Source organism: Undibacterium umbellatum (genome assembly GCF_014284125.1).
Classification (GTDB): domain Bacteria; phylum Pseudomonadota; class Gammaproteobacteria; order Burkholderiales; family Burkholderiaceae_D; genus Undibacterium; species Undibacterium umbellatum.
In genome coordinates this window covers 790,691-814,364 of sequence record NZ_JACOFX010000001.1, presented here as the reverse complement: position 1 = coordinate 814,364, position 23,674 = coordinate 790,691, and the positions used below count along the sequence as shown (strand labels likewise).

Sequence of the window (23,674 nt, the reverse complement as noted above, 5' to 3'; positions counted from 1 at the left end):
TATGTCTTTGAACCTGAAACGTCGTTTCTCTCTTATCCTGGCAGGCAGTCTGGCAGCCGCTGCTGTGTTTGCACCAGCAACAGTATTTGCGGTGGAAACTTTACACATTGCTGCCAGCCCTGTGCCACATGCAGAGATACTGGAATTTATCAAGCCAAAACTGGCTAAAGAAGGTGTGGATTTGAAAGTGAAAGTATTCACCGACTACATACAGCCAGCAGTACAAGTCAATGAAAAACACCTGGACGGCAATTTCTTTTTGCATCAGCCTTACCTGAACGAATTCAAGAAAAACCACAAGAACGATATCGAAGTGCCTATCGCCAAGGTGCACGTAGAACCCTTCGCTGCCTACTCAAGCAAGTACAAAAAACTGGCTGATTTACCTGATGGTGCAACAGTCGCTATCCCGAATGATCCATCCAATTCTGGTCGTGCCTTGTTGTTGCTGGCCAAACAGGGTTTGGTGAAATTGAAGGACCCAAAAAATATCTCGGCCACTCAAAAAGATATTATTGAAAACCCTAAGAAACTGAAATTCAAAGAGCTGGAAGCGGCGACTCTGCCACGTGTATTGAACCAGGTTGATTTGGCTTTGATCAATACCAATTATGCGATTGAAGCGAAACTCAATCCTGTGAAAGACTCGCTGTTTATCGAAGATGCAAATTCCCCATATGCGAATTTACTGGTGGCACGTGAAGACAATAAAAACAGTCCGGCATTCAAAAAACTGGTTGCCGCATTGAATTCACCAGAAGTCAAAAAATTCATCGAAGAGAAATACAAGGGCGCGGTCGTACCGGCTTTTTAATAGTTTGCTGATGAAGGAAACAGCCCTGCAACATTCTTTTGCAGGGCTGTTTCGTTTTTAAACCAGTTTTTGTTAGTTGCTCTCAGTTCATTAATGCTGGTTCGGTTGCTGCCTGCTTTAGTGATGGTTTAGACGCAAAGCTTTTCAGATAATCAAGATTGTCTCGAAAATCAGCGTCTTTCATCGCATTGCCTTTTGGCGTGCTGTATTCTAGTAAGAGATTGTTATCGTTGGATAGCAGCAATTCCCTGGATGAAATCATGAACCGGACTTGCTCAGGAGTCAGTACAAGTGCTTCAGGTATGCTTCCTACCCCATTTGGATATAGATCAAGATATGCTCTGATCTTCGCGTTCGTGTCCATGGAGCGCAGACGTTCTTCCTTTTGGCTATTTGGAAATGCACTTGGACTATTACTGGTAATCATGACACCTTGTGTACCTACTGCATACACCCAGACATAGCGAAACGTTTGGGCTGCACTGGCGATCATGACTCCCAAATCTCGTTTTGACATATGCTTTAGTTGAAACCATTGTTTTAAAACGCCCTCTTGGGCAAGTTTGCTTGCGGCCAAGGCATAAAATTCCTGGTTGTAAAGTGAGGCAGCACCAGCAAACCAGATGGACGTGAGTTGTATAGCGATCAGATCATATTTGTCTTGAGTCAGTGATAAATAGTTTCTGCCATCTGTGTAAAAAAAAGATACTCCAGTTTGTGACGCAACATGCTGATTAACGTCGGCAAAATGCCGATTGGAAATATTCACCAAGTCACGGCTAAGGTCAACGATGTTCATGGATTTGAAGCCGGATTCATGTATCGCCATCGCGGTTACGCCCGTTCCATATCCTATTAGCAGGGCCTTATCATAATTGCTCAGGTGGAGCATGGGAATAAGCCCATAGCCTGTTTGTGCGGCCATTTCACTGCCACTTTTCATGGCATTGTTTCCCTGGAACTTGCCATTGGTAGTCAAGGTTTTAAATTCTATACCTTCGATGTTCTGTGCCATGACTGCAGTCAGGCCGCCATCTGCACTTTCTGCATGCTCTATCATTTTCCAGCCTGCGTAATACGGAGGTCTGAAGTATGTATTGATGCCGGTGGCGATAACATTCAAGTCCAGTTGTTTGGGGCATGCAATCAGTAGCACTGAGGCGGCAATGGCGCTGCCATACTGCTGAAATGCCGGAGCAGATTTATCGCGCGTATTCCAGGTGGAAATCAGCAGCAACACGAAAGCGACAATGCCGCATAGCAAACTGGTATGAAATCCACCGATGGCAGGCAAGAGCACAAATCCCGCCAGCAATACTCCGGCGATGTTACCCAAGGTGTTAATGGCTGAAGGAAAACCTATACTATCATGCTGCCCTCTGGATGCTATGTTCATACTGACAGGGTAAAGAGCACCGATGGCGAATGCCGGTGGCAGGGCAATGATGATGGCAGGAATGGCTCGCAAAAATTCGCGTAACCAGAATGAGTGTGGAACGGTAATTTGTGCCAGGGCAAAAAAATACAGGGAAGAAAGCTGCCACATGAATGTAGAGCACAAGATGGTGCAGGTCAGCAAGAACAAAGCTTCATTCAAATGTTCATTGGCTGAACGTCTGGATGCCTTTCCTGCATATCGCCCACCTAGTGCCAAGCCAGCAAGGAAGCAGGTCAGCATAAGAGAAAATGCATAGGTACTGTTGCCTATGACTACCGCCAGCAAGTGGATGGTCGAGACTTCCATCATCATTGTGAGTGCGCCGACGACAAGCAAGACAAGTAGGCCAAAGCGATGTGATCCGTGTACATGTGGATCTGCTTGCTCATGTACTTTTGCTGGCAGGTCATTTGAAGTTTTTGCTTCACTGACCAACAAGAAACCCAGTACGGCGACCAGGATATCTATTGCCGAGGAAAGCCAAAGCGTGCCATTCATGCCCAGAGCTGGAATGATCAGGTAGCCGGATAACAAAGCACCAGACGCAGCTCCAAAAGTATTGGCGGAATAAAACCCGGAGATGGAGGCGATGCAGGATTTGCTGTCTGCTGCGGCTTTTACCAATAAGGGAAAGGTCAGACCCATCAAGATGGTCGGGAAAAGCAAGACCAGTGCGCCCAGTAAAACCTGATAAATGACGAGGGAACTGGAATCAGGCCTATAGCCGACTGCAATCATCAGATAGATATCATGTGCTAATGAAAATATGTAGGGCGTACACAAACAGTATAAAGCGATGGCCAATTCTGCGATTGCATACATCCGTACAGGAAAACGCGTGCGTTTCGCCAGACCAGCACCTATGGCTGCACCGATTGCCATGCCCGTCATGTAAATTGCCAGCACAGTATAAGTAGCGCTGGACTGGCTGCCAAATACCAGGGCAAGTTTTTTCGCGAAATAAATCTGGTAAGCAAGCGCAGCAAAACCAGAGGCAAAGAAAATTCCGAACAGCGTGTTTATTTTTTTCACGGGTATTTTGATAATGAGCGTCATCCAGGCGCTTGTTGGTGAAGTCTAATATTTGCTGTTCATATCGTGACTGGAATATTTTTAAGCAAATAATAGTAAGAAATAATAAAATATTAGGGGTCGTGGCAAATATTGTCAAATGAATAAATTATGACGAGCTATCTATCTGAGCTTTGATTGTTATCTGAAGTCTTTGAGTGGTCTAGATTTGACTGGTAAATTCTTTTTCCTTGCAGTAAATCCGGTGAAGGTGACGGCGCTGAAATGGTAATGTAATGATTTTGGGCGAAAAAAAGCCGCTGTATTCAGCGGCTTTTTTTTACAAAGTAATTACGTCTTAGTTACGTACGACTTTTTTGTATTCATTAGTGCGTGTATCGATTTCGATCATGTCGTCCTGGCTGACGAACAGTGGCACTTGAACGATATGGCAATTTTCTTCGATTGCGTTTTCGATCTTGGCTTCTTTCAGTACGTTGCCTGAAGTATTACCTTTGACTGCTGGCTCAGAATAAATGATCTGGCGAACAATGGTCGTTGGCAATTCAACAGAGATCGCTTTGCCGTCATAGAATACGGCTTCGCATTCCATGCCATCTTTCAGGTAATTCAGGGAATCGCCCATGTTTTCTGCTTCGATTTCATACTGGTTGTATTCTTGGTCCATGAATACGAACAGTGGGTCAGCGAAGTAAGAATAAGTAACTGGCTTTTTGTCCAATACAACTACGTCAAACTTGTCGTCGCCACGGAAGACGTTTTCTTGTGGGCTGTTGGTCAACAGGTTTTTCATTTTCCACTTGTAAGTGAAACCTGTACGGCTGGAACCATTGACATCAGAGCGCAATACGATCATTGGTTTGCTGTCGACCATAATGATGTTGCCAACACGAATTTCTTTTGCAAATTTCATAGCGAGTATACGTAAAAAGTAGGTTGCGTAAAAATCATCTGTTGCCTACTGGCAAAAAATCACCGCAAGCCCACGTTTGATTGAGATTTAAAACAGGTTAAAAATTAACCCAACATTATACTGCATCTTTTTGGCTTGCCACCTTTACTGCGTTGACGAACTTCAATAAATTGCTCGTCATATCCCCATTTTCTTGCAATTTTTCCTGCCAGATGCCAGAAAGCCGTGCAATTTCAGGCAAATCCACTTGAAAGTCTTGCCATATTTCTGTCCAGTCCAAGGGGGAATGGCTTACTGCATTCCACGCGTGTGACAAGGCAGCCAGGCTGGCAGTTGCAGATGTAGCGGTTTTTAAAAATGCATTCAACTTCTTATGATGCAGATTTTTATCCTGGGGATAGATATGCCAGATGAAGGGTCTGTTGGCCCACTGGGCACGGACGAATGAGTCTTCACCACGGACAAAGTTGATATCGCAAGCCCACAGCAATTTATCGTAATCGGTTTGCGGTATGAATGGCAAGACGCGGACTGTTAATCCACCATGGATTACGCTGGCACCTGCTTTGGCGGCTTGTCCCAAATATGTTTCTACGGTTTCAGCGGCGACACCTTCAGGCACCAGGCAGGTGACAGGTGTATCTGCGCTTTGCCATGCTTCGAGTAAATCTGCTACCGGCGCATGCGGGTAGCAAAACAGCGATACTTTTGTGTTACTGATCTCAGCTTCAGTCAGCCCCAATTGCTGCAGAAATGCTGTCATGGCCTCTGGATCTGATTGAAATGCTGTACGTTCACTATCCAGGCGGGCTTCGCGCAGCAGACCGCCAGTTTTGCTATTGAACCCGGGGAAGAAGAAATGCTTGGTCAATGGTAAAGACGGATGAGGCGAGGGCAGGGTATGGCAGCCTTCCACCCACTCTTCGGCTGTCAGGCCTTCAAGATTGAGCCAGACTGGCCGTTGCTCGCACTTTGCCATGGCTTGAATATAGTCTGGCGGTATGTCGCAGGCAAAAAACTCGATGACGATGTCGGCAATATCGGCAACCGTGAATGAGCCTTGTTGATCGCGCCAATGCCTGACGGTGACACCAGCGATTTCCTGTATTTCGGTATCTGTAGTAACTTGCGGGCAGATGCGCTGGAAGCTGCGCAAATCATCTACCCATAGCGTGACGGCGATACCATGTTCTTGCTGCAGTTGCCTGGCCATGCGCCAGCAAATGCCTATATCGCCAAAGTTATCGACGACCTTGCAAAACAGGGCCAAAGATTTTGCTTGGGAGTTTGTATTTATTTCTGTTAAATGCATTGCCATGGTTCTTAAAAGCGGTTTTTCCATTCACGCAAGGCGGCGAAATGGCTGACATCATTTTGTGAGGCAGGGATTTTGCCGCTTTCCAAAAGACGATTGATGATGCTGGTTTCGCGGCTGCGCAAGAAGGGATTGGTTTGTTTTTCCAGTCCTATCTGGGTGGGCACGGTAGGTATGCCTTGTTCACGTCTGGCCTGTTCGCGTTTGATCCGCTCAAGCAAATCCTGGTTGCCTGGTTCTACTTCTTTGGCAAAGCGTAAATTGGATAGCGTATATTCATGGGCGCAATAGACTGCCGTGTCATCTGGCAGGGCAGCCAGTTGGTCCAGAGAATGCAGCATCTGTGCAGGTGTGCCTTCAAACAGGCGGCCGCAACCTCCGGCAAACAGTGTGTCACCACAAAACAGCCAATGTTGTTCAGGTGCGAAATAGGCAATATGGCCTAGCGTATGGCCAGGTACATCCAGCACTTTCAATTCCAGATTGATGCCAGGCACGGTCACTACATCATTTTGTCGCAGTTTTTGGGTGACTACAGCGATCTTGTCTATAGTTGGGCCAATTACCGGGACAGCCGCATGTTCCAGCAGGCGCGGCACACCGCCAATATGATCTGCATGGTGATGAGTGAGTAAAATAGCGGACAATGTCAGTTGATGTTGTGCCAGAGCTTGTAAAATTGGCATGGCGTCGCCAGGATCAACCACGGCAGCATGGTGGCCATCATGGATAATCCATAGATAATTGTCGTCAAAGGCGGGGACAGTCAATATACTCAGGGAATTCTTCATATCAGGCATGGATGCTTTGGAAAAAAACATTATAGACCTTGGATCATGGTTAGAGCTGCCAGCAGGTAGCTATATCCGTCAATGGGAGCAGGCCATGCTCGATAAATTGACGGTGGACATCTTTGGTTTCAATGCCTTGCAGATAGGTTTGCCACAAGTTGATGCGCTGGCAGCCAGCCGCATGCCTCATCGCTGGCTGACCAATTACCGCATGCCGGATGAAAGTCAACCGGGGCAAAAGCGGCCAGTCGTTGTCATTCATGACTTTGCCGAATTGCCTTTTGATGCGCACAGCATAGATTTGATCGTCTTGCCCCATGTGCTTGAATTTGCTCAAGAGCCACATCAGATATTGCGCGAGGTGGAAAGGGTCCTGATACCTGAAGGCAGGGTCATCATCACCGGCTTTAACCGCGCTAGCCTGTGGGGGGCAAGGCAGGCGACCGGGCGCTTGAGCAAGAATTATTTCTTGCCCAAAGAGGGTGAATTTATCAGCCCACCGCGTTTGAAGGATTGGCTTAAGTTATTGAATATGGAAGTGGGAAGCTGCGATTTTGGTTGCTATGCGCCGCCTTTCAAATCAGAAAAATGGCTGCAACGCTATCGTTTCATGGAAAAAGCAGGACAACGCTGGTGGCCTTATTTTGGCGCGGTGTATATATTGCAGGCCGTGAAAAGAGTAAAAGGCATGCATTTGATAGGACCCGCATGGAAGCAAAAACGGGTATCCAGTGCACATGCCTTGCCAGTGGCAAACAAATCAAAAGAATCAAATGGATAATATAGAAATTTACACAGATGGTGCCTGCAAGGGTAATCCTGGCGTTGGTGGCTGGGGCGCTTTGCTGATAGCGGGTAATAAAGAAAAAGAATTATTTGGCGGTGAAAAAGAAACCACCAATAACCGCATGGAATTGATGGCAGTGATACAGGCACTGGGTGCATTGAAGCGCCCCTGTCATATCACTCTGCACACCGATAGCCAGTATGTGTTGAAGGGCATCACTGAATGGATTACCGGCTGGAAAGCCAAGGGCTGGAAAACAGCGTCCAAGGCGCCGGTAAAAAATGTCGATCTGTGGCAGCAACTCGATGCCGCCCGCACCATCCATGAAATTGACTGGCGCTGGGTGCGTGGCCACACCGGCCATCCTGGTAATGAAAGAGCTGATCAACTGGCTAACCGTGGTGTTGAAACGGTACTGTAAAAGCAGACAAGATATCTCATGAACATAGCCGACATCCATACCAGCATACAACAGGGCCTTCAGGGCAATGAGGACGCTTTGTCCATGCCCGGTGTGCCTGAAAGCTTTGAACATGTGAGTGACCGTGCAGAATTCAAAAGGGTACAACATCGGCCCGGAGTCGAGTTATACCGCGCCCATATCGTTGCTCACGCCTTCGAGCCGCATACGCATGAAGCTTTTGGCCTGGGGTCTATTGCCAGCGGGGTAGAGCGTTTCCGTTATCTGGGTAGTGATCATCTGGCACCGCAAGACTCCGTGGTTCTGATGAATCCGGACGAATTGCATACCGGCAGGGCAGAGACTGATACCGGTTGGCGCTATCGTATGATGTATATAGACCCTGAAGTGGTGGCAGAAGTGACGGGCGAGCGTGGCTGGTGGTTCAGGGATGCAGTTGCTCATGATGCCAATAGTGCGCGCAGGTTGAGTGTTATGCTTGAGCAGATTTGGCAAGCCGCCGACAAACTGAGTTTTGACGGCCTCCTGTTTGATATCCTGTTTGAATTCAGGCGCTTTGCCAGTGCGCCGCAAGCACCAATATCTCTGGCTAAGCAACGCTTTGCTGCGGTGCTTGATTATATGCGTGCCTACATGGCAGATCGCATCAGCCTTGAGCAACTGGCGCAGGTTGCTGGACTAAGCCCCTTTCACTTCTTGCGCAGCTTCAAGGCGCGATATCATGCCACACCACAGCAAATGCTGATGGCATTGCGTTTGTACGAGGCCAAATGCCTGTTGGCCAAGGGTTTGCCACCGGCGCAGGTGGCAGCTGCAACTGGCCTCGCAGACCAGTCTCATTTGAACAGGGCATTCGTGCGTCGCTATGGCGTGACACCTGCACGTTATCAGCAGCAGATGCGCCCCGATCACGCACGCGCAGTAAGATCGTAAACAGGTTCTAAGCGCAATCTGGTACAAGACTGCCATCCCAAGATGTTCTAAGCTGACTCTTTTCTGAGGGTAGACTTTATGGGTATCGGCGTTTTATATGCAATGGCAGCAGGTTTGATGTGGGGCCTGGTATTTATTGGCCCTTTGCTCTTGCCCGAGTATCCGGCAGCTCTGCAATCATTTGGCCGCTACCTCGCATTTGGCCTGATTACGCTGCCGATAGCCTGGATGGACAGGCGTCAATTACGCTTGTTGAACAAGTCCGACTGGATAGAGGCGCTGAAGCTGGCAGCCGTTGGCAATATCCTGTACTACCTGTGTCTGGCCAGCGCCATACAACGTTCTGGTGCGCCGCTGCCTACCATGTTGATAGGGACCCTGCCCGTAGTCATTGCCATTACCGCCAATTATCGCAATGCCCAGAGGGATGGCAGCATCGCCTGGCGACGCATGCTGCCATCGCTATTGATTATTTTTGCTGGCGTGGCCTGCGTCAACAGTGTGGAAATAAGCGCATTGCAGGCGGCCTCTGACAAAGATATCCGGACGTATATCATAGGAGGCTTGTTTGCCCTTGTTGCCGTGGCCTGCTGGACCTGGTACCCCTTAAGAAATGCAGACTGGCTGCGTCACCACCCTGACCGTAATCCCAGAGTCTGGGCCAGTGCCCAAGGTGTTGCCACTTTGCCGCTTGCTGTGCTCGGTTATTTGGGCTTATGGATATACATGAGTGTCAGCGGGCAGGATTTTTCCATGCCATTCGGCCCCCGGCCACAATACTTCATCACTCTGATGTTGATTATTGGTTTGTTTGCCTCATGGCTAGGCACGATGTGCTGGAACCAGGCCAGCAAACGCTTGCCTACCAACCTTGCAGGGCAACTCATTGTGTTTGAAACGCTGGCAGCGCTGGCCTATGCATTCATTCTGAGTAAGCGCATACCGGAACCCATGGTTTTGCTGGGGATTACTTTTTTGATTATTGGTGTCGTCACGGCCTTACGCGTCAAAAAGTGACTATCTCAGTGTAATCACTGGCTCATTAACGATGCTGGCCCTGTTGATAATGTATCTCTATCGTCAGGGCCTGTACTCACGCAAGAATTACATTATGCAAGTCAGAAAGTATAATTTACTGTTGTCATCAATATCGGGCTGGTTTTCTTTTTCGTCAACGGGCTGTCTGCAGCATCACCCATCACTTGAGAGACACCTGCGGCACTGCGTACAGACCAGTTTTTGTCTATCATATGTGTCCATGAGACAGTGCCCAGCGCTTGTGAGAATCCGGCCTTTGCGTTAAATGTCTTGTAGCCTGAATTAGTACTTTGCTTGGCAGTTACACCAAAATTGGTCTGGTTATATTTAGCATCGCCATAAGTCAGGCTGCCACCAATTTCAACTTTGTCTGAGGTAGTCTGAAATATCGGGGCGGACAAGCCAAATTCGTAGGAATTGCCATTTTCTCTATGAGACAACGCCAGGTTGGCACCAAAACTGGCATTGATGCCACCAGCAAAGGTGGTGCTTGCATGCAGGTTGGCTGTGACAGAGCCAGGAATATCACCCATGCCTTTCAAGTCATCTGAACTGAACAGTTTTTTCGAATCGCGTGAATCTTCACGGCCTGCGCGATAGCCTATTCCTGCGCTAAGTGAGAAATCACCGACTTTCTGACCATAACCTATGCCGCGCGCAGTGCTGACAAAAAAACCGTTTTTGTTTTGGTATTCGCCGTAGATAGCAGGGCCAAAGCGATTTTTCTTCGCACCCAGGTATTCAGGCGCATAGAACACACCAGCACCAATTATCGCTGTAGACTCAGGCTCTTGCGCCGTTTTATCTTGTGCGTGAGCAGAAAACGACAGGGCCATGAAGCTGGAGAACGCGATGGCTGTCAGTTTGAAAATATGTTTCATGGTAATCCTTTTATCAATGGAAGCTAAACAGTCCGGGCGGCATTCCTGCCGCACAACTACTCTCCGGCGGAGAGCTCGGAGCGAAGTCTCGCAAAGATAAAAAAACTACGCCAATAGAAAATGCCAGGCTTAGTATGCTTGAACGATTAGTACTGAAATCTGGTACTTAATGGGTTTTTCCATCATTGGTAAGTTACAAGGGCTAAAAATTTCTTCAGGTCGCTTCATGACACAGGATTTCTGCAGCAACCACTTTTCAGCCTCAACATACTGACAAGTATTCAATGTCCCGATGCATTTTTGGTGGACACAAGGGTGAGGCCTAAATGAAATGAGGCCGCATAAATTTTATGCGGCCTCATTGAGGAATAAATGCAATACGCAGGACTGATGATGGAGTCGCTCAGTCGCTGTTCAGCTAGCCGTAGCCTTGCTACGTTTTTCTTTCGCCTCTATCAGTTTTTGTATGATGACGCATGCGGATTTCGCCTGTTCCTCGTTGACATCAATATTTTCAATAACAGAACGCTTGAAGCGTATGCCGCTAATGACACCACTGTTCTCAACGAATCCCAGCGTCAGTTCTCGATTCAGAAAGTAGTACACCAACCCTATCACTGCACCAGCGAAAATGACTAACAGTGCCGGGGTAAATAGCTGCGCCGCCATTAAGAAGTATGCAATAAAAAATCCTATGGAAAAGTAGCTCAAAGCCTGCTTCCACGGCTTGTGATAGCCATAATAAGTTGAGCAAATGCCTTGCAGCGGTAACATGCGGGACTCTGTTCCCGCTAATGAATTCGCAGTAAACTCAACCCTGTCGACGCCTACCAAAATTCTGGTGGTAGGGTCAACGCCCATCAGCGACAAAATCCATGCAATCAAACCGCTTTGGCGACCGGTAATGCTGATGAAATTATTCTTGTCGTCGATAGGTTTGGTGTCAGTCTTCCATTCTTTTATTACCAGTGCGCTCATGCGGTTACCTTCAAGTTTGTGAGTTGGTGGAAGCTGCAAGGGTTATTTGGATGTGTTGACATGCCTTTTAGACGAAAAGATATGTCAACACACCCTGGTCCAGGAAGCCAGATTCAGTTGAGATGAATACGTATCATACTAAATACTTTCCCCATAAGCTGTCATACTTAAGTATGTTCTCACCGCCAGATCAGTAACCTACCGTAAATCTTTGATACTGATTTGCCGGTACTTCCAGTTCATTGATCATCGCTACCGCATAGTCTTCTACCGATATATGACTCTTGCCATCTGCAGCAATCAATAAATTATCCTTGCCCAGTCGGAAATGTCCAGTGCGCTGACCAGGCGCAATCATGGCTGAGGGGCTGAGCATGGTCCAGTTGAGCGTTGTTTCCTGACGCAGCAGTTGCAATGCAGTGCGCGCACCTTCAGCCGATGCCCGGTACGCTTCAGGGAAGTCAGGCGTATCGAGTACCTGTACGCCAGGTGCAACTTCCAGTGAGCCCGCGCCGCCAACCACCAGCAGGCGCGGTGTTTGCACAAGCTTGGCAGCCTGAATAATTTTGCTGATGCCGCTGACGTAATATTCCAGAGTGTCAGCATTTGCATGACCGCTGAAAGCGCTGATGATGGCATCAAATCCAGTCAATTGCTTACTCAAGGTTTGCAGATCTTGCACATCAGTGGCAATCACTTGCAATTGATTAGTTGCTGCCAATTTCTCAGGGTGGGCAACAAAGGCTGTGACTTTGTGCTGGCGTGACAATGCTTCTGTCAAAATTGCGGATCCTATAAAACCACTGGCACCGATAATGGCGATATTCATTTGCTTCTCCTTGATGAATGTGTTGATGACGCGCAGTCTGACAGTTTTTATTGACTAGATAAATGTGATAATCAATAATTCATTGTTCTAAATTTGTTATCAATTAAAGTTGTGGATGTAAAGCTCATCGGGCAATTGACGCAATATAAGGATGAACATGGCAGCACTGGATCAAATAGATTTGAATAGCCTGACCATTTTTGATGCTGTCGTTGAGGCAGGAAGTTTTACGGCAGCAGCAGACAGGTTGGATGTGGCGAAAGCCAAGATCAGCGTACAAATAAACCGGCTGGAACGCCAATTGGGCGCAGCCTTGTTCACCCGCACCACGCGCCAGATGGCTCTGACCGATGCCGGGAGAAATCTGCATGAACAGTGCCAGCCCTTGCTGGCGGGCTTGCGTGATGCATTGACGCAAGTGGGTAGTGAGCAGGGGGAGTTGACAGGTTTGCTGCGCTTGTCTGCCAGCGTCAGTCATGCGACTTTGTCTATCGCGCCAGCCGTGGCCGAGTTTTCCCGGTTGCATCCGCACTTGCGTATAGACTTGCGGACGGGTGACCGCATATCTGATCTGGTCGCAGATGGCATAGATCTGTCTTTTCGTATGGGCTGGTTGCGCGATTCATCGCAAAGGGCCATCAAGCTCGGTGAATTTCAGCAATTCATCGTGGCCGCGCCAGCTTACCTAAAAAAGCATGGCATACCCAAAGTACCAGAGGATTTAAGCGAGCATCAATGGATTGCGCTGTCCCTGTTGCCTGCGCCATTGACCTGGAAAATTGCAGATGCCTCAGGTAGTGTACAAACCATACACATGAAATCGCGCATGCAGGTTGATTCGCCAAATGCCTTGCTGGCCTTGCTGCAAGCTGGTGCGGGTATTTCTGCCATGGAGGAATTGAGTTCAGCCATGGCGATCAAGGCTGGCAAGTTGCAACGTTTGCTGCCTGACTACGAGTTGCCCAAGGGCGGCATATATGCCGTACTGCCACCAGGGCGGCATATGCCTGGCAAGGTCAGGGCTTTCGTTGATTTTTACAAGACGTTTATCAACACGATATAAGCAGCATTGCTCAACAAGTTCATGGTTTTGTGCTTGTGATCTTGTTCAGGTAAAAAGTTCCATCTACACGTTCATGCCAATGTGCTCCAGCTTCAGGTAATTCAAACAAGCCTTGAGGAATGTAAGAGCTGAGCGCAGCTTGCATACTCACATCCTGTTTCAGATGTGGTGGTAGTTTGCGCCAGTCAGTAAAGTTATAAGGGCCTGGCTGGCGTTCTAGATGATTTTCTATGGTCTTGGCAGGGAAGCTCAGGACTGGGGTATTCTGATCATTGAAAAAATTGTAGTAGCTCCCCTTATTGCCTGTGAAATGGACAACATAGGCCTTGTCCTTAAACCGATCGCTGACCAGGTGACCAAGATTGCCATGGCGCGGTAACCCGCTACGATTCAGGTGCACGAAATGCCCCCAGACGATGATTTTTTGATTAGCATAGCGATGCTGCAGCAGGGAAAGCAAATTCTCGCCCATGACCGCACTGCGGTGTTCATGTCTGTTTCCCCAGTAACGCCTCGCCTGATCCTCGATACTGGCAACAATGCGTTGCCAGAAATACTGCTCACTTGAAGGGAAAGCAGCTTTTAATTGTTGCATGAATTGAAAATATTGTTCCTGGGTCTTGGTATCGGGTGCTGTGCGGTCCATGTTGAACAAGGCCAGGCTGAGTTCGGCAAATTTACTCCAGAAAATATTGTTGCCCAACTTGGTATTGCCTGTCTTGTTAAGTTGATTCTTCAGGTCATTCAACAGGTATTGTCTGGCATAGGTGCCAGTATGCTGACTATCCATGCCCGATAGTATCAGGGGAGCATTTCCCTGTTTTTGAGTTTGGAGATATTCGAATAGCCCTTGCATTGCAGGGCTGTTTGCATACAGGTAAAACACATTGCCTGGTGCTTGTGAGCGTATGGTGTTGGCTGTCTCGGTAGTTCGCCAGATGTGCTCAACATCATATAGACCACTTTCCAGCACCAACACCTGGTAACCATGTTTCTCATGCAGATATCTCACTAGCCTGGCTTTCAATGCAAAGACATTTTCTTCTCCATGGCTTTGCTCATCCAGCAGGATGATGCGGCTATCTTTGATGGCTGCACCAAAAGCAGCAAGGTCGGCGTAGTCATCGCTGGCATTTTTATCTGTGATCGCGCAAGTGTTTTTTGTTAGCCATGTATCCCATTCGGGTGATCTGGTTTGTGCGATTGCTGCGGGCAGGGCAAGAGCGAACAATAGTCCGCTTATCCAGGTTATTTGCATCATAGATAGGCGCTTTTAAAATGGCAGGATTTACTTGTTCAGCATGCGGTTTAGAGTCGCATCCTTGTCGATAAAGTGGTGTTTGCCTGCGCCCGCCACATGCAGGAGGATGGCCGCAATCAGGATATACGCTGTCGCCTGGTGTATGCTGGCACCAGCTCTTGCCCAGAATTCACTATAAGCCAACACTTCTGCGGGGTTGCCAGGCATATGCTGAGCAGGAACCAGTACCAGGCTGAATATGCCAAAGCCGTGGCCGCTGGCTCCAGAAAACAACATGCCACTGACGGGTAAAGCTATTGTGCCAATGATCAATACCCATTTGACGACTTTTGCTGCTAAATGTTCGAGTCGGGAATAATCCGCTACTGGTGCAGGCCAGCCATTTTTAATGCGCCATAGTACACGCAGTAGGGCAGCAGAAAGCACCAGCACGCCCAGGGACTTATGAATGGGGTACAAGTCCCAGGCTTCTGCCCTGGTCATATACACACCTGCTGCACATAGACCCATGATAAGGATGCCGATGATCCAGTGCAGAGAAATAGTCAGCATGCTGAGCTTGTTGGGTTTGTCCATCATTTGTACTCATCCTGATTAAAGAATGATGGACTGCACAAAGCCATGAAAGTTTCAAAAAAATCCCGACTTGGTGTAGCTATTTTTGCGCCTGGATTAACTGGCGCGCAAACAATCAACGATCTTCATTCGGGCTGCCTGCCATGACGGAATGAAGCCACCGACAAAACCCATAAACAAAGAAAACACGATAGTCTGGACCGCGATCTCGGGCGTCAGTTTAAATTGGAAGGCTAACTCACTAAAGGTCTGAAAATTGGTCGTTGAGATATCGACTGCTTGCATCCATGAAGCGGCAAACAAGCCTATACAGCCGCCCACCAGAGAGAGCAAGAGTGACTCAAATAGAAAAGCAATCAATACAGCGCTGCGCCTGAAACCCAGGGCGCGCAACGTACCAATTTCCCCGACGCGCTGGGCGACGGCGGCGAACATGGTGATCATGGCCCCAACAATGGCACCGATGGAAAAGATGATGGAAAGGCTCAAGCCAAGGATGCGGATGAAGGTGGCAAGCGCTTCACTTTGCTCTGCATAGAATTGAATCTCCGGTTTGGCTTCAATTTGCAGGCGTTGGTCAGTGTCAATGGCAGTTTTTGTTTTTTCAAAAGCCGACTTGTCAGCCAGGCGAAACACCATGGTCGAATAGGCATTGCGGCGAAAGGCTGCCATCATTTGCTCAGCATTGCCCCAGATTTCGCTGTCAAAGCCAGTCTTGCCAGAATCGAATACACCGACGACCACCCAGTCTCTTTGGGCAAAGTGCAAAGTTTCGCCAAGATCAGTGCCACGGAAACCGCTTGCGATGGATTTGCCAGTGATGATTTCTGAGGTGCCGGGCCGGAACATGCGGCCCTGCACCAGCTTGACCTGTGGCCGCAATTCCAGTCCCAGCGCAGATGTGCCGCGCACGGTGACATTACTGGGCTTGCCATTGCTGCGTTTGGGCAGATTATTCAATACCACTGGTTCCTTGCTGACCAGCCGCTCACCCTTGCCATTAGTGGCAATGCCTGGCAGGCTTTCGACGATGGCAGCCTGCTCGCGCGAAATACCACTATTAATTTCCGCGCCTGCGCCTTTACGCAAGACCAGTACATTGTCAGGCTGCCCTGTTGCGACCAGCGTGGCGCGTATGCCTTCACTCATCATCAGCACGGTGGCAAAGACAAATACCACCAGCGCCATGCCACCCGCAGTCAGCAGCGTGGTGACGCGCCTGACCCACAGGTTGCGGGCGATATAAGAGAATGGAATCGCTTTCATGCGACATGCCTCAGACCGTTGACGATATCTATCCGGCTCATCTTCCATGCAGGCCAGGCTGCTGCAACGACGCCTACGACCACACTTGCCAGCAATTGCAGCAGCATGGTGAGATCAGACACCATGAATACGGGAAACAGTGTGCCCACGGCCTTGGCAAAGGTATTGGCAATGGGGATAGTCAATAGCAAGCCTAGCCCACCTCCCAGCAGGGCGATCACCAGGCTTTCACCAAACAAGAGTTTGACGACAAAGCTGGGCGAAAATCCCAGTGCTTTAAGTGTCGCGTACTCAGCCAACCGCTCACGTGCCGTCATGGTCATAGTGTTTGCCATCACGGCCATAATGATGACGACAATCACGATGCTGACGGCGTTGACTGCAACCAGGATGGCTTCGCTCATGGAGACAAAACCCAGTTGAAATGCTTTCTCGGTTTCCGTCAGTGTCTCTGCCAGTGAATTTTTAAACTGGGCGTCTATGCGTTCTGAAATAATCGGTGCATTGTTGGGTTCGTTAATGCGTACCACATACACACCGACATAGTCTGCCCCTTTGGCAGCCCGCTTGCGCACTGATTCCGCCAAAAATTGCCAGTGAAACAGCAGTTGTGATTCATCTGTCTTGGCATCAATGCCGTCCCAGATGCCACGCAAGGTAAAGTTCCAGGTGCCGGGGAAGATAGTGCCACGTATCGGTATCTGGTCACCTATTTTCCAGCCATATTGATTGGCCAGCTTGCGTCCAACCACAGCACCCTGCCTGTCAAGCAGGAAAGCTTTTTTCTCTTCGTCTTTCAATACATATTCAGGATAGAGCGCCAGATAGCTGGCGGGCTCCACTGCAAACTGTGGGAAGAAGTTTCTTTCGGTGATATAGATGCCGCCGAACCAGTTCGACCAACTGATGCCTGTTACACCATCCACCGTTTTCAATCTTTCGGCATAATTTAATGGCAGAGGGAAGGTGAGTGATATCGCATTGCGGGTGATGAGACGGGTGCTGGAGGTACCTTCTACGCCTGCGTACCAGGCATCGATAATTGTACGTAGCAAGCCAAAAGCGCAAATTGCCACGACCAGGCCAACCATGGTCAGCAAGGTGCGCAGCTTGTGGCGAAATGCATTTTTCAGTAAAAGGCGAAAGATGAACATAATGGCGGGTGTTCTTTATATCTTCAATGTGCAGTCAAGTGCGCAGCAGCGTCCATGACTTCATCTGGCACCAATACACCTTTTTCCAGATGCACCAGGCGTTTGGCGCGCATTGCAGCTTTCGGGTCATGGGTCACCATGACGATGGTTTTGCCCAACTCGCTATGCAATTCTTCCAGCAAATCCAGCACCTCACCAGCAGTCACTCTGTCGAGATCGCCGGTAGGTTCATCAGCGACTATCAGGGTAGGGTCAGTCACTAGCGCCCTGGCAATGGCAACACGCTGCTGCTGCCCACCAGACAACTCATTCGGATAATGATCCATTCGGTCTGTCAGGCGCACCATGCCCAGTGCCGCTTCGACATGGGCTTTGCGCTGGCTGCGCGACAATCTCGTCAGCAATAGCGGCAACTCTACATTTTCAAACGCTGTCAGCACCGGCATGAGATTGTAGAACTGAAAAATAAAGCCGACATTGGCAGCGCGCCAGTCGGCCAGTTCAGACTCGCTGAGCCTGGCGATATCGATACCGCCAATTTCTATACTGCCACTGGTGGGTTTGTCTATGCCAGCAATCAAATTGAGCAAGGTGCTTTTGCCTGAGCCACTGGGTCCCATCAAGGCAACAAATTCACCAGCATGCACGTCCAGGTCGACACCTTCAAGCACGGGTATATGTTGCCCGCCGCGTTCATAGGATTTGCCCAGTTGTTGTATGCGTATCAGCACTTCTTCATTGTTTGCGGTCATTTTGTCGCCACCACTACTTGCGCACCAGGCTTTATTTTTTCAGAGGGTGACAACACCAGTCTGTCACCTGACTTCAATGCACTGCTGACTTCGACGTTATCACCTATCTTGCGGCCCAGCGTGACAGGTATCAATTCCACAGTATCGTCCTTGAGGCGGTAAACTTGCTTTTTACCCTCATGGTCGACGACGGCCTTGGGGTTGACAGCGAGCAAGGGTTTTTGATCCGCATCTGTGATTGTTTGTGACAGGATAGTCACCTTGGCACTCATTTCAGGCAGGATGCGTGGGTCCAGTTTCTCAAAACGTATCTTGGTCATGACCGTGGCCTTGGCCCTGTCTACGGTAGGCACGATGCCGACGATGCTGCCTTTGAAGCGGCTGTCGGGCAAGGCATCCAGCGTGATTTCAACTGGAGAACCTATTTTGGCCTTGGCCAGATTGCTTTCTGATACATCTGCTTCAACCTCCAGCGTCGTCATGTCTGCCATGGTGACTACCGCACCCTGGCTGCCCGCGGCATTTGAAAAGGGGGTGATGATGTCGCCGACATTGGCATTCTTGACCAATACCACGCCATCAAAAGGCGCGCGGATTTCCGTAAAGTCCTGGCTTACCTGCTGTACTTTAAATTGTGCTTGAGCAACGCCAACGGCTGCCTGCGCCGACCTGATGACGGCTTTTGCCATATTCACGCGATTAGTCGCTGTGTCCAGCGCTTGTGGAGATAAAAATCCTTGCGTGCGCAGGCCCTGGCTGCGTTTCAGTTCGGATTCGGCATTCAGCAGTTCTACATTGGCCTGGGCAACGCTGGCTTCAGCTTGCCGTATGCCAGCCTGGGCCTGGGCTTTGGCGGCCAGGATGTCGCTGGCATCAAGTTTGGCCAGCAAATCCCCTTGTTTTACCTGGCTGCCTTCACGTACATTCAGTTGTATCAGGCGGCCAGTGGCCTTGCTGGCTACTGCGGCACGCCTTTGCGCGACGACATAGCCTGAGGCTGTCAGTTGCGCATATTGCTGGGAAGGGTAGGTTGTGATGACAGAAGTGACTTGCACCTCGATTTTGCCGGGTTTCAGGGCAAAGCCAATTGCTCCGGCAAGGATAACGAAGCCAGTAATCCAGCGGCCCCAGCGTATTTTTTTGCCTGGCGCACTGCTGCCACGTTCAATTTTCAACTGCTTTAATGCGGAAGGAGGGGTAGATGAAGGTGTATTCATGTTGTCTTCTTCAAAAGTGGGCGCAAATTGCCTGTAAATTTTACACGGATTAGCTTTTTGTTATGCGCTAAGATAGGCAATAGGTAGTAACTCTGGGGTAAAAAGCCGAATGCGGTTTATAATTTCAGCTGTTACAACAGCTAATGCGCATTTTTTGTCACTGACGTGGTCATCATTTCCGGAACCAAGTCGGGCAAATAAAGTCTTAAGGACTATGAATCAGGTTTCCAATCAAGCACATCCGGATTTTCATCAACATCAGACAGGACACTGGCGAGCCATCGCACTGGCTGCTGTTGTTCATGCTGTTTTGTTAAGTTTTTTGTGGGTGGGAGTGAGTTGGCAAAATAAGGCTAGTAATGAAACAGTGGCAGAAATTTGGGACTTAACGAACCGTGAAGCTGCCCCGAAACCTGTCCCCGTACCCGAACCTATTGTGGAAGAAAAGCCAAAAGAGCCTGTCCCGGTCAAGGAAGAAGTGCGTCAGGAAGACCCAGAAATAGCTCTGGCGCAGGAAAAAAAGCGTAAATTGCTCGAAAAGAAAAAGGAAGAAGAGCTCCAGCGAGAATTGGCTGAGAAAAAACGCAAGGAAGAACAGCAAGAAAAACTTGCCGAGCAAAAACGCAAGGAAGAAAAGCTGGCCCAGGAAGCCGCAGAGAAAAAGAAATTGGCCGCCAAAGAAAAAGAAAAGACGGACAAGCTGTTTAAAGATGAACTCGCGCGTGTCACCAAACAGGCGGCGAATACAGGTAGTGGTGGCTCAGGGACCAGTGAAAAATCCACCGGGAACACCCGCGGTGATCCAAGTTATATCGCAAAAATTGCCGCCAAGGTCAGGTCCAACACGAATTTCAGCGGAATTGACAGTACTGCGGGTAATCCTACCGTGGAATACAGCATTAACCTATTGCCAGATGGATCACTCCGTGGTGGAATACGCAAAGTTAAATCCTCAGGGATTGCCAGTTTTGACGATGCGGTGGCTGCAGGAATAGAAAAGTCTGCTCCTTTCCCGCGTGACAAGAGTGGTCAAGTCCCGTCCAGCCTGACGCTGGTTTATCGTATGAAGGAAGAATAAAACCCGATGATGTCCATGTTGAAAAAAATTGCAGTGACGGCAGTGATCGCTGCTGTCGCTAATTTATCTGGTCTTGCCCCTGCTTACTCCCAGATCAGGGTCGAAGTATCTGGCGTAGGTTCCAACCAGATACCTATCGCTATTGCTGGATTCACAGATGAGGCCCTTACTCCTCAACAAGTGACCAGCATCATCAAGGATGATTTGACACGCAGTGGCTATTTCAAGATTATTGATGCCAATGTTGTCCTGAACGAAAATGCCGTTGTCAATTTTGGCGACTGGAAAGCCAAGGGTGCAGATGCACTGGTAGTAGGTAGTGTGCAAAGCCTGGCCGATGGCCGCTTCGATGTGCGTTACAAATTGCTTGATACGGTCAAATCCAGCACTTTGTCCGGTTTTTCTGTGACCGCGCCACCAGCCAATGTACGCCTGACGGCTCACCGCATTGCGGATGATATCTATGAAAAACTGACTGGCGTACGTGGCATATTTTCAACTCGTATCGCCTATGTGACCAAGGCTGGTTCTGAATATCGCCTGGAAGTGGCAGACGCCGATGGCGAAGGCACCAAAATCGCCTTGCGTTCTTCTGAGCCCATCATTTCGCCAGCGTGGTCACCAGATGGTACCAAGGTCGCCTATGTGTCCTTTGAAAAGCGCAAGCCCGTAATCCTGGTGCAAAACCTGGTCACAGGTGAAAGAACTGAAATCGCCAATTTCAAGGGTAATAATTCCGCACCAGCATGGTCGCCAGATGGCAGCAAGCTGGCCGTGGCATTGTCGCGCGATGGCCAGACCCAGATTTTTACGGTGAATGCCAATGGCGGCAATCTGCAAAAACTGACTTCCAGTTCTGCTATCGATACTGAACCACAATTTGCTGCTGATGGCCAGTCGATTTATTTCCTCAGCGACCGCGGTGGCAACCCGCAAATCTATAAAATGAGTGCAGGTGGGGGCGAGGCCAAGCGTGTTACTTTTGGCGGCACCTACAATATCACTCCAAGAATATCCCCCGACGGTAAGACTTTGGCTTATATTTCACGTCGCGACGGTAAATTCCAGTTATATGTACTGGATTTAGCCAGCGGCCAGGAATTAAGGCTGTCTGACACTACCAAGGACGAGTCACCGAGCTTTTCACCAAATGGACGTTACATTATGTATGCAACCGAGTCAGGCCGCCGCGGCTCGCTCGCGGTAGTGTCTATTGATGGCAAGGTGAAGCAAAAATTGACGGTCCAGGCCGGAGATATTCGGGAGCCCACCTGGGGTCCCTTCATGAAATAAGCAGTATTTGACTATTTGTTTAGCTATTTTAATCAGGAGAGAAAATGCGTTTTACATCCCAATCCAAAACACTCGCAATGTTGATTTCCAGCGTTGTTTTGATGACAGCCTGTGCTTCCAAAGTGCCTCTGGAAGACAAGAAAATCGAAGATAATTCCACTAACAAGGGTACAACTACACAGACTGACACTAACACAGTCAAGCAAGTGACTGCCGTAGTCGATCCATTGACACAAGGCGCCTTGGCAAAACGTAGCATCTACTTCGACTATGACAGCTACGCCGTCAAAGATGAATTCAAGCCAGTGGTAGAAGCGCATGCCAAATATTTGGTTGCGAACAAAAACCGCAATATCCTGATCCAGGGTAATACCGATGAACGTGGTGGCCGCGAATACAATCTGGCACTGGGTCAAAAGCGTGCTGAAGCAGTACGCAAATCTTTGACACTGTTGGGTGTGTCCGATGCACAAATCGAAGCTGTCTCTTTGGGTAAGGAAAAACCAAAGGCAACAGGTAGTGATGAAGCTTCCTGGGCAGAAAACCGTCGTTCTGATATTCTGTACAAGTAATTTTGTGTTTGAAAGCCTCTGTTGAGGCTTTCTTTGCATTTGGCGCTGTATTTCTTTTCCAGAAGTGCAGCGCGTATCCATTTTTTCAGATTGCCATGAAACTCAATTCTTTACGCACTACCTTTCTCGCTGCGGCACTGTCCTGCGCAATTTTGCCATCTGCGGCATCTGCCGGTATTTTTGATGATGATGAAGCACGTAAAGCCATCCTGGACCTGCGGGCAAAAGTGGATGCCGTGAATGCCAGACTCGATGCCAAGCTTGAAAGCAAGGCAGATAAAAGCACCGCTTTGGAACTGGCGAATGAAAATGAATTGCTGCGTTCAGAAATTGCCAAATTGCGTGGTCAGATAGAGGTCCTATCCAACGACCTGGCGAATACCCAAAAGCGTCAGCAAGATTTTTATGTCGATCTTGATAACCGTGTCCGCAAGGTTGAGCCCAAGCGCATGACAGTGGATGGGCAGGAGGCGACAGTGGATGTCAGCGAGCAACGATCCTACGACGCTGCCATGGCCTTGTTTAAGGCGGGTGACTATAAGGCTGCAACACCAGCTTTTTCCAGTTTTTTGATGAATAATCCACAATCGGCATTTGCCGGTTCTGCGCAATACTGGCTGGGCTTCTCTTATTTTGCGCAACGTGATTTCCGCAATACCATTTTGAATATGCAGCAAGTAGTGAAGAACTACCCCGATCATCCCAAGGCGCCTGATGCCTTGTTGAATATCGCTTCCTGCCATATAGAGTTGAAAGAGAAGGCGGCCGCCAAAAAAGTCCTGGAAAGCGTGCTGGCAAAATACCCTGACACCGAAGCTGCACAGGCAGCAAAGAACCGTCTGGCTGCATTGAAATAGGGCAGCTTACCTCTTAATCTGGCAGCAGCGTTGACAGCGACCCCGAAACCCCCTATAATCTTTGTCTTCGGGTCGTTAGCTCAGCTGGTAGAGCAGCGGACTTTTAATCCGTTGGTCGCAGGTTCGAATCCCGCACGGCCTACCACGAATACCAAAGACTTAGGTCACTTTACTAAGTCTTTAAATTTTTTAGCAGTATGTAGCAGTTTTGGGTCGTTAGCTCAGCTGGTAGAGCAGCGGACTTTTAATCCGTTGGTCGCAGGTTCGAATCCCGCACGGCCTACCAAAATTAGCAGCACAAGAAAAGGGTTGTTCGCTCACGCGTGCAACCCTTTTCTTTTAGCCATTTTTTCGACGCCTCAGCATCTTTTGCGCCGAGTTTGCTGTATCGCGATAGTATTTCTTTATTGACTTC

Annotated in this window: 23 protein-coding genes and 2 tRNA genes; 12 read left to right on the top strand and 13 right to left on the bottom strand. The window is 48.9% G+C overall.

The genetic code is table 11. The annotated features are described in order from the left end of the window. Nucleotide 1: 1 nt before the first annotated feature. The gene (locus H8L47_RS03800) at nt 2–814 is read left to right on the top strand and encodes a MetQ/NlpA family ABC transporter substrate-binding protein (protein WP_186951862.1); all 813 of its coding nucleotides are present in this window, start codon (nt 2–4) and stop codon (nt 812–814) included. A gap of 82 nt (nt 815–896) precedes the next feature. On the opposite strand, the gene H8L47_RS03795 is transcribed toward H8L47_RS03800, so the two are convergent. From H8L47_RS03795 to gloB, 4 genes are all read right to left on the bottom strand, one after another. Beyond that, nucleotides 897–3,284 carry a fused MFS/spermidine synthase gene (locus H8L47_RS03795; protein ID WP_186951861.1) on the bottom strand — a complete coding sequence of 796 codons (2,388 nt, stop codon included), beginning with the start codon at nt 3,282–3,284 and terminating at the stop codon, nt 897–899. A 337-nt stretch (nt 3,285–3,621) separates the two neighbouring features. Then, a complete protein-coding gene (locus H8L47_RS03790) occupies nt 3,622–4,197 on the bottom strand; it encodes an elongation factor P (protein ID WP_186951860.1) in 576 nt (191 codons plus the stop codon). Between the two features lie 115 nt (nt 4,198–4,312). Further along, nucleotides 4,313–5,509, bottom strand: a complete 1,197-nt coding sequence (earP, locus tag H8L47_RS03785) for an elongation factor P maturation arginine rhamnosyltransferase EarP (RefSeq protein WP_186951859.1) — start codon at nt 5,507–5,509, stop codon at nt 4,313–4,315. An 11-nt stretch (nt 5,510–5,520) separates the two neighbouring features. Beyond that, entirely contained in the window at nt 5,521–6,333 is an 813-nt protein-coding gene (gene gloB / locus H8L47_RS03780; protein ID WP_230413562.1) for a hydroxyacylglutathione hydrolase, read from the bottom strand. Between gloB and H8L47_RS03775 the strand changes: the two genes are divergently transcribed. The 4 genes from H8L47_RS03775 (at nt 6,311) to H8L47_RS03760 (ending at nt 9,461) form a co-directional block, all read left to right on the top strand. Beyond that, nucleotides 6,311–7,084, top strand: coding sequence for a class I SAM-dependent methyltransferase (locus tag H8L47_RS03775; protein WP_186951858.1), 774 nt, complete (start codon nt 6,311–6,313; stop codon nt 7,082–7,084). The two genes, gloB and H8L47_RS03775, sit on opposite strands and share 23 nt — an antisense overlap. Further along, nucleotides 7,077–7,511 (top strand): ribonuclease HI, encoded by a 435-nt coding sequence (rnhA, locus tag H8L47_RS03770; RefSeq protein WP_186951857.1) that lies wholly within the window; start codon nt 7,077–7,079, stop codon nt 7,509–7,511. Before H8L47_RS03775 ends, rnhA begins: the two co-directional genes overlap by 8 nt. Nucleotides 7,512–7,595: 84 nt before the next feature. After that, the gene (locus H8L47_RS03765; protein WP_186952028.1) at nt 7,596–8,444 is read left to right on the top strand and encodes an AraC family transcriptional regulator; all 849 of its coding nucleotides are present in this window, start codon (nt 7,596–7,598) and stop codon (nt 8,442–8,444) included. Nucleotides 8,445–8,522: 78 nt separating this feature from the next. Then, on the top strand, nt 8,523–9,461 hold the full coding sequence (locus H8L47_RS03760) for a DMT family transporter (protein WP_186951856.1): 939 nt from the start codon (nt 8,523–8,525) through the stop codon (nt 9,459–9,461). A gap of 101 nt (nt 9,462–9,562) precedes the next feature. Here H8L47_RS03760 and H8L47_RS03755 read toward each other — a convergent pair whose 3' ends face one another. The 3 genes from H8L47_RS03755 to H8L47_RS03745 form a co-directional block, all read right to left on the bottom strand. After that, on the bottom strand, nt 9,563–10,363 hold the full coding sequence (locus H8L47_RS03755) for a MipA/OmpV family protein (protein ID WP_186951855.1): 801 nt from the start codon (nt 10,361–10,363) through the stop codon (nt 9,563–9,565). Between the two features lie 414 nt (nt 10,364–10,777). After that, nucleotides 10,778–11,341: a hypothetical protein gene (locus H8L47_RS03750; protein ID WP_186951854.1), complete on the bottom strand. Its 564-nt coding sequence runs from the start codon at nt 11,339–11,341 to the stop codon at nt 10,778–10,780. A 190-nt stretch (nt 11,342–11,531) separates the two neighbouring features. Next, on the bottom strand, nt 11,532–12,170 hold the full coding sequence (locus H8L47_RS03745) for an NAD(P)-dependent oxidoreductase (RefSeq protein ID WP_186951853.1): 639 nt from the start codon (nt 12,168–12,170) through the stop codon (nt 11,532–11,534). Between the two features lie 157 nt (nt 12,171–12,327). On the opposite strand from H8L47_RS03745, the gene H8L47_RS03740 reads away from it, so the two are divergent. Further along, the gene (locus tag H8L47_RS03740) at nt 12,328–13,233 is read left to right on the top strand and encodes a LysR family transcriptional regulator (protein ID WP_186951852.1); all 906 of its coding nucleotides are present in this window, start codon (nt 12,328–12,330) and stop codon (nt 13,231–13,233) included. A gap of 19 nt (nt 13,234–13,252) precedes the next feature. Here the strand turns inward: H8L47_RS03740 and H8L47_RS03735 are convergent, their stop codons facing one another. From H8L47_RS03735 to H8L47_RS03710, 6 genes are all read right to left on the bottom strand, one after another. Next, nucleotides 13,253–14,494, bottom strand: coding sequence for an erythromycin esterase family protein (locus tag H8L47_RS03735; RefSeq protein WP_186951851.1), 1,242 nt, complete (start codon nt 14,492–14,494; stop codon nt 13,253–13,255). Nucleotides 14,495–14,521: 27 nt separating this feature from the next. After that, a complete protein-coding gene (locus tag H8L47_RS03730) occupies nt 14,522–15,073 on the bottom strand; it encodes a cytochrome b (RefSeq protein ID WP_230413561.1) in 552 nt (183 codons plus the stop codon). A 93-nt stretch (nt 15,074–15,166) separates the two neighbouring features. Next, nucleotides 15,167–16,336, bottom strand: coding sequence for an ABC transporter permease (locus H8L47_RS03725; RefSeq protein ID WP_186951850.1), 1,170 nt, complete (start codon nt 16,334–16,336; stop codon nt 15,167–15,169). Next, the gene (locus H8L47_RS03720) at nt 16,333–17,490 is read right to left on the bottom strand and encodes an ABC transporter permease (protein WP_186951849.1); all 1,158 of its coding nucleotides are present in this window, start codon (nt 17,488–17,490) and stop codon (nt 16,333–16,335) included. The genes H8L47_RS03725 and H8L47_RS03720 overlap by 4 nt, the downstream gene beginning before the upstream one ends. A gap of 23 nt (nt 17,491–17,513) precedes the next feature. Continuing rightward, entirely contained in the window at nt 17,514–18,242 is a 729-nt protein-coding gene (locus tag H8L47_RS03715; protein WP_186951848.1) for an ABC transporter ATP-binding protein, read from the bottom strand. Then, nucleotides 18,239–19,459 carry an efflux RND transporter periplasmic adaptor subunit gene (locus H8L47_RS03710; RefSeq protein ID WP_186951847.1) on the bottom strand — a complete coding sequence of 407 codons (1,221 nt, stop codon included), beginning with the start codon at nt 19,457–19,459 and terminating at the stop codon, nt 18,239–18,241. Before H8L47_RS03710 ends, H8L47_RS03715 begins: the two co-directional genes overlap by 4 nt. A gap of 109 nt (nt 19,460–19,568) precedes the next feature. Between H8L47_RS03710 and H8L47_RS03705 the strand changes: the two genes are divergently transcribed. The 6 genes from H8L47_RS03705 (at nt 19,569) to H8L47_RS03680 (ending at nt 23,545) form a co-directional block, all read left to right on the top strand. After that, nucleotides 19,569–20,537, top strand: coding sequence for a cell envelope integrity protein TolA (locus H8L47_RS03705; RefSeq protein WP_230413560.1), 969 nt, complete (start codon nt 19,569–19,571; stop codon nt 20,535–20,537). 15 nt (nt 20,538–20,552) lie between these two features. Continuing rightward, nucleotides 20,553–21,830: a Tol-Pal system beta propeller repeat protein TolB gene (gene tolB / locus H8L47_RS03700; protein WP_186951846.1), complete on the top strand. Its 1,278-nt coding sequence runs from the start codon at nt 20,553–20,555 to the stop codon at nt 21,828–21,830. Nucleotides 21,831–21,874: 44 nt separating this feature from the next. Then, complete coding sequence (gene pal / locus H8L47_RS03695; protein ID WP_186951845.1) at nt 21,875–22,402, top strand: peptidoglycan-associated lipoprotein Pal; 528 nt, start codon at nt 21,875–21,877, stop codon at nt 22,400–22,402. A gap of 95 nt (nt 22,403–22,497) precedes the next feature. Next, nucleotides 22,498–23,259, top strand: a complete 762-nt coding sequence (gene ybgF, locus H8L47_RS03690) for a tol-pal system protein YbgF (protein ID WP_186951844.1) — start codon at nt 22,498–22,500, stop codon at nt 23,257–23,259. Nucleotides 23,260–23,328: 69 nt separating this feature from the next. Next, nucleotides 23,329–23,404 (top strand) — tRNA-Lys (locus H8L47_RS03685). Nucleotides 23,405–23,469: 65 nt separating this feature from the next. After that, a tRNA-Lys gene (locus H8L47_RS03680) sits at nt 23,470–23,545 on the top strand. Nucleotides 23,546–23,674: the final 129 nt, after the last annotated feature.

Bases quoted from the DNA above. Each gene is read 5' to 3' on its own strand.
- H8L47_RS03800 (WP_186951862.1), top strand. From the start codon at position 2: ATGTCTTTGAACCTGAAACGTCGTTTCTCTCTTATCCTGGCAGGCAGT.
- H8L47_RS03790 (WP_186951860.1), bottom strand. From the start codon at position 4,197: ATGAAATTTGCAAAAGAAATTCGTGTTGGCAACATCATTATGGTCGAC.
- earP (WP_186951859.1), bottom strand. From the start codon at position 5,509: ATGCATTTAACAGAAATAAATACAAACTCCCAAGCAAAATCTTTGGCC.
- H8L47_RS03775 (WP_186951858.1), top strand. From the start codon at position 6,311: ATGGATGCTTTGGAAAAAAACATTATAGACCTTGGATCATGGTTAGAG.
- gloB (WP_230413562.1), bottom strand. From the start codon at position 6,333: ATGTTTTTTTCCAAAGCATCCATGCCTGATATGAAGAATTCCCTGAGT.
- rnhA (WP_186951857.1), top strand. From the start codon at position 7,077: ATGGATAATATAGAAATTTACACAGATGGTGCCTGCAAGGGTAATCCT.
- H8L47_RS03765 (WP_186952028.1), top strand. From the start codon at position 7,596: ATGCCCGGTGTGCCTGAAAGCTTTGAACATGTGAGTGACCGTGCAGAA.
- H8L47_RS03760 (WP_186951856.1), top strand. From the start codon at position 8,523: ATGGGTATCGGCGTTTTATATGCAATGGCAGCAGGTTTGATGTGGGGC.
- H8L47_RS03755 (WP_186951855.1), bottom strand. From the start codon at position 10,363: ATGAAACATATTTTCAAACTGACAGCCATCGCGTTCTCCAGCTTCATG.
- H8L47_RS03750 (WP_186951854.1), bottom strand. From the start codon at position 11,341: ATGAGCGCACTGGTAATAAAAGAATGGAAGACTGACACCAAACCTATC.
- H8L47_RS03745 (WP_186951853.1), bottom strand. From the start codon at position 12,170: ATGAATATCGCCATTATCGGTGCCAGTGGTTTTATAGGATCCGCAATT.
- H8L47_RS03740 (WP_186951852.1), top strand. From the start codon at position 12,328: ATGGCAGCACTGGATCAAATAGATTTGAATAGCCTGACCATTTTTGAT.
- H8L47_RS03735 (WP_186951851.1), bottom strand. From the start codon at position 14,494: ATGATGCAAATAACCTGGATAAGCGGACTATTGTTCGCTCTTGCCCTG.
- H8L47_RS03730 (WP_230413561.1), bottom strand. From the start codon at position 15,073: ATGATGGACAAACCCAACAAGCTCAGCATGCTGACTATTTCTCTGCAC.
- H8L47_RS03725 (WP_186951850.1), bottom strand. From the start codon at position 16,336: ATGAAAGCGATTCCATTCTCTTATATCGCCCGCAACCTGTGGGTCAGG.
- H8L47_RS03720 (WP_186951849.1), bottom strand. From the start codon at position 17,490: ATGTTCATCTTTCGCCTTTTACTGAAAAATGCATTTCGCCACAAGCTG.
- H8L47_RS03715 (WP_186951848.1), bottom strand. From the start codon at position 18,242: ATGACCGCAAACAATGAAGAAGTGCTGATACGCATACAACAACTGGGC.
- H8L47_RS03710 (WP_186951847.1), bottom strand. From the start codon at position 19,459: ATGAATACACCTTCATCTACCCCTCCTTCCGCATTAAAGCAGTTGAAA.
- H8L47_RS03705 (WP_230413560.1), top strand. From the start codon at position 19,569: ATGCGGTTTATAATTTCAGCTGTTACAACAGCTAATGCGCATTTTTTG.
- tolB (WP_186951846.1), top strand. From the start codon at position 20,553: ATGTTGAAAAAAATTGCAGTGACGGCAGTGATCGCTGCTGTCGCTAAT.
- pal (WP_186951845.1), top strand. From the start codon at position 21,875: ATGCGTTTTACATCCCAATCCAAAACACTCGCAATGTTGATTTCCAGC.
- ybgF (WP_186951844.1), top strand. From the start codon at position 22,498: ATGAAACTCAATTCTTTACGCACTACCTTTCTCGCTGCGGCACTGTCC.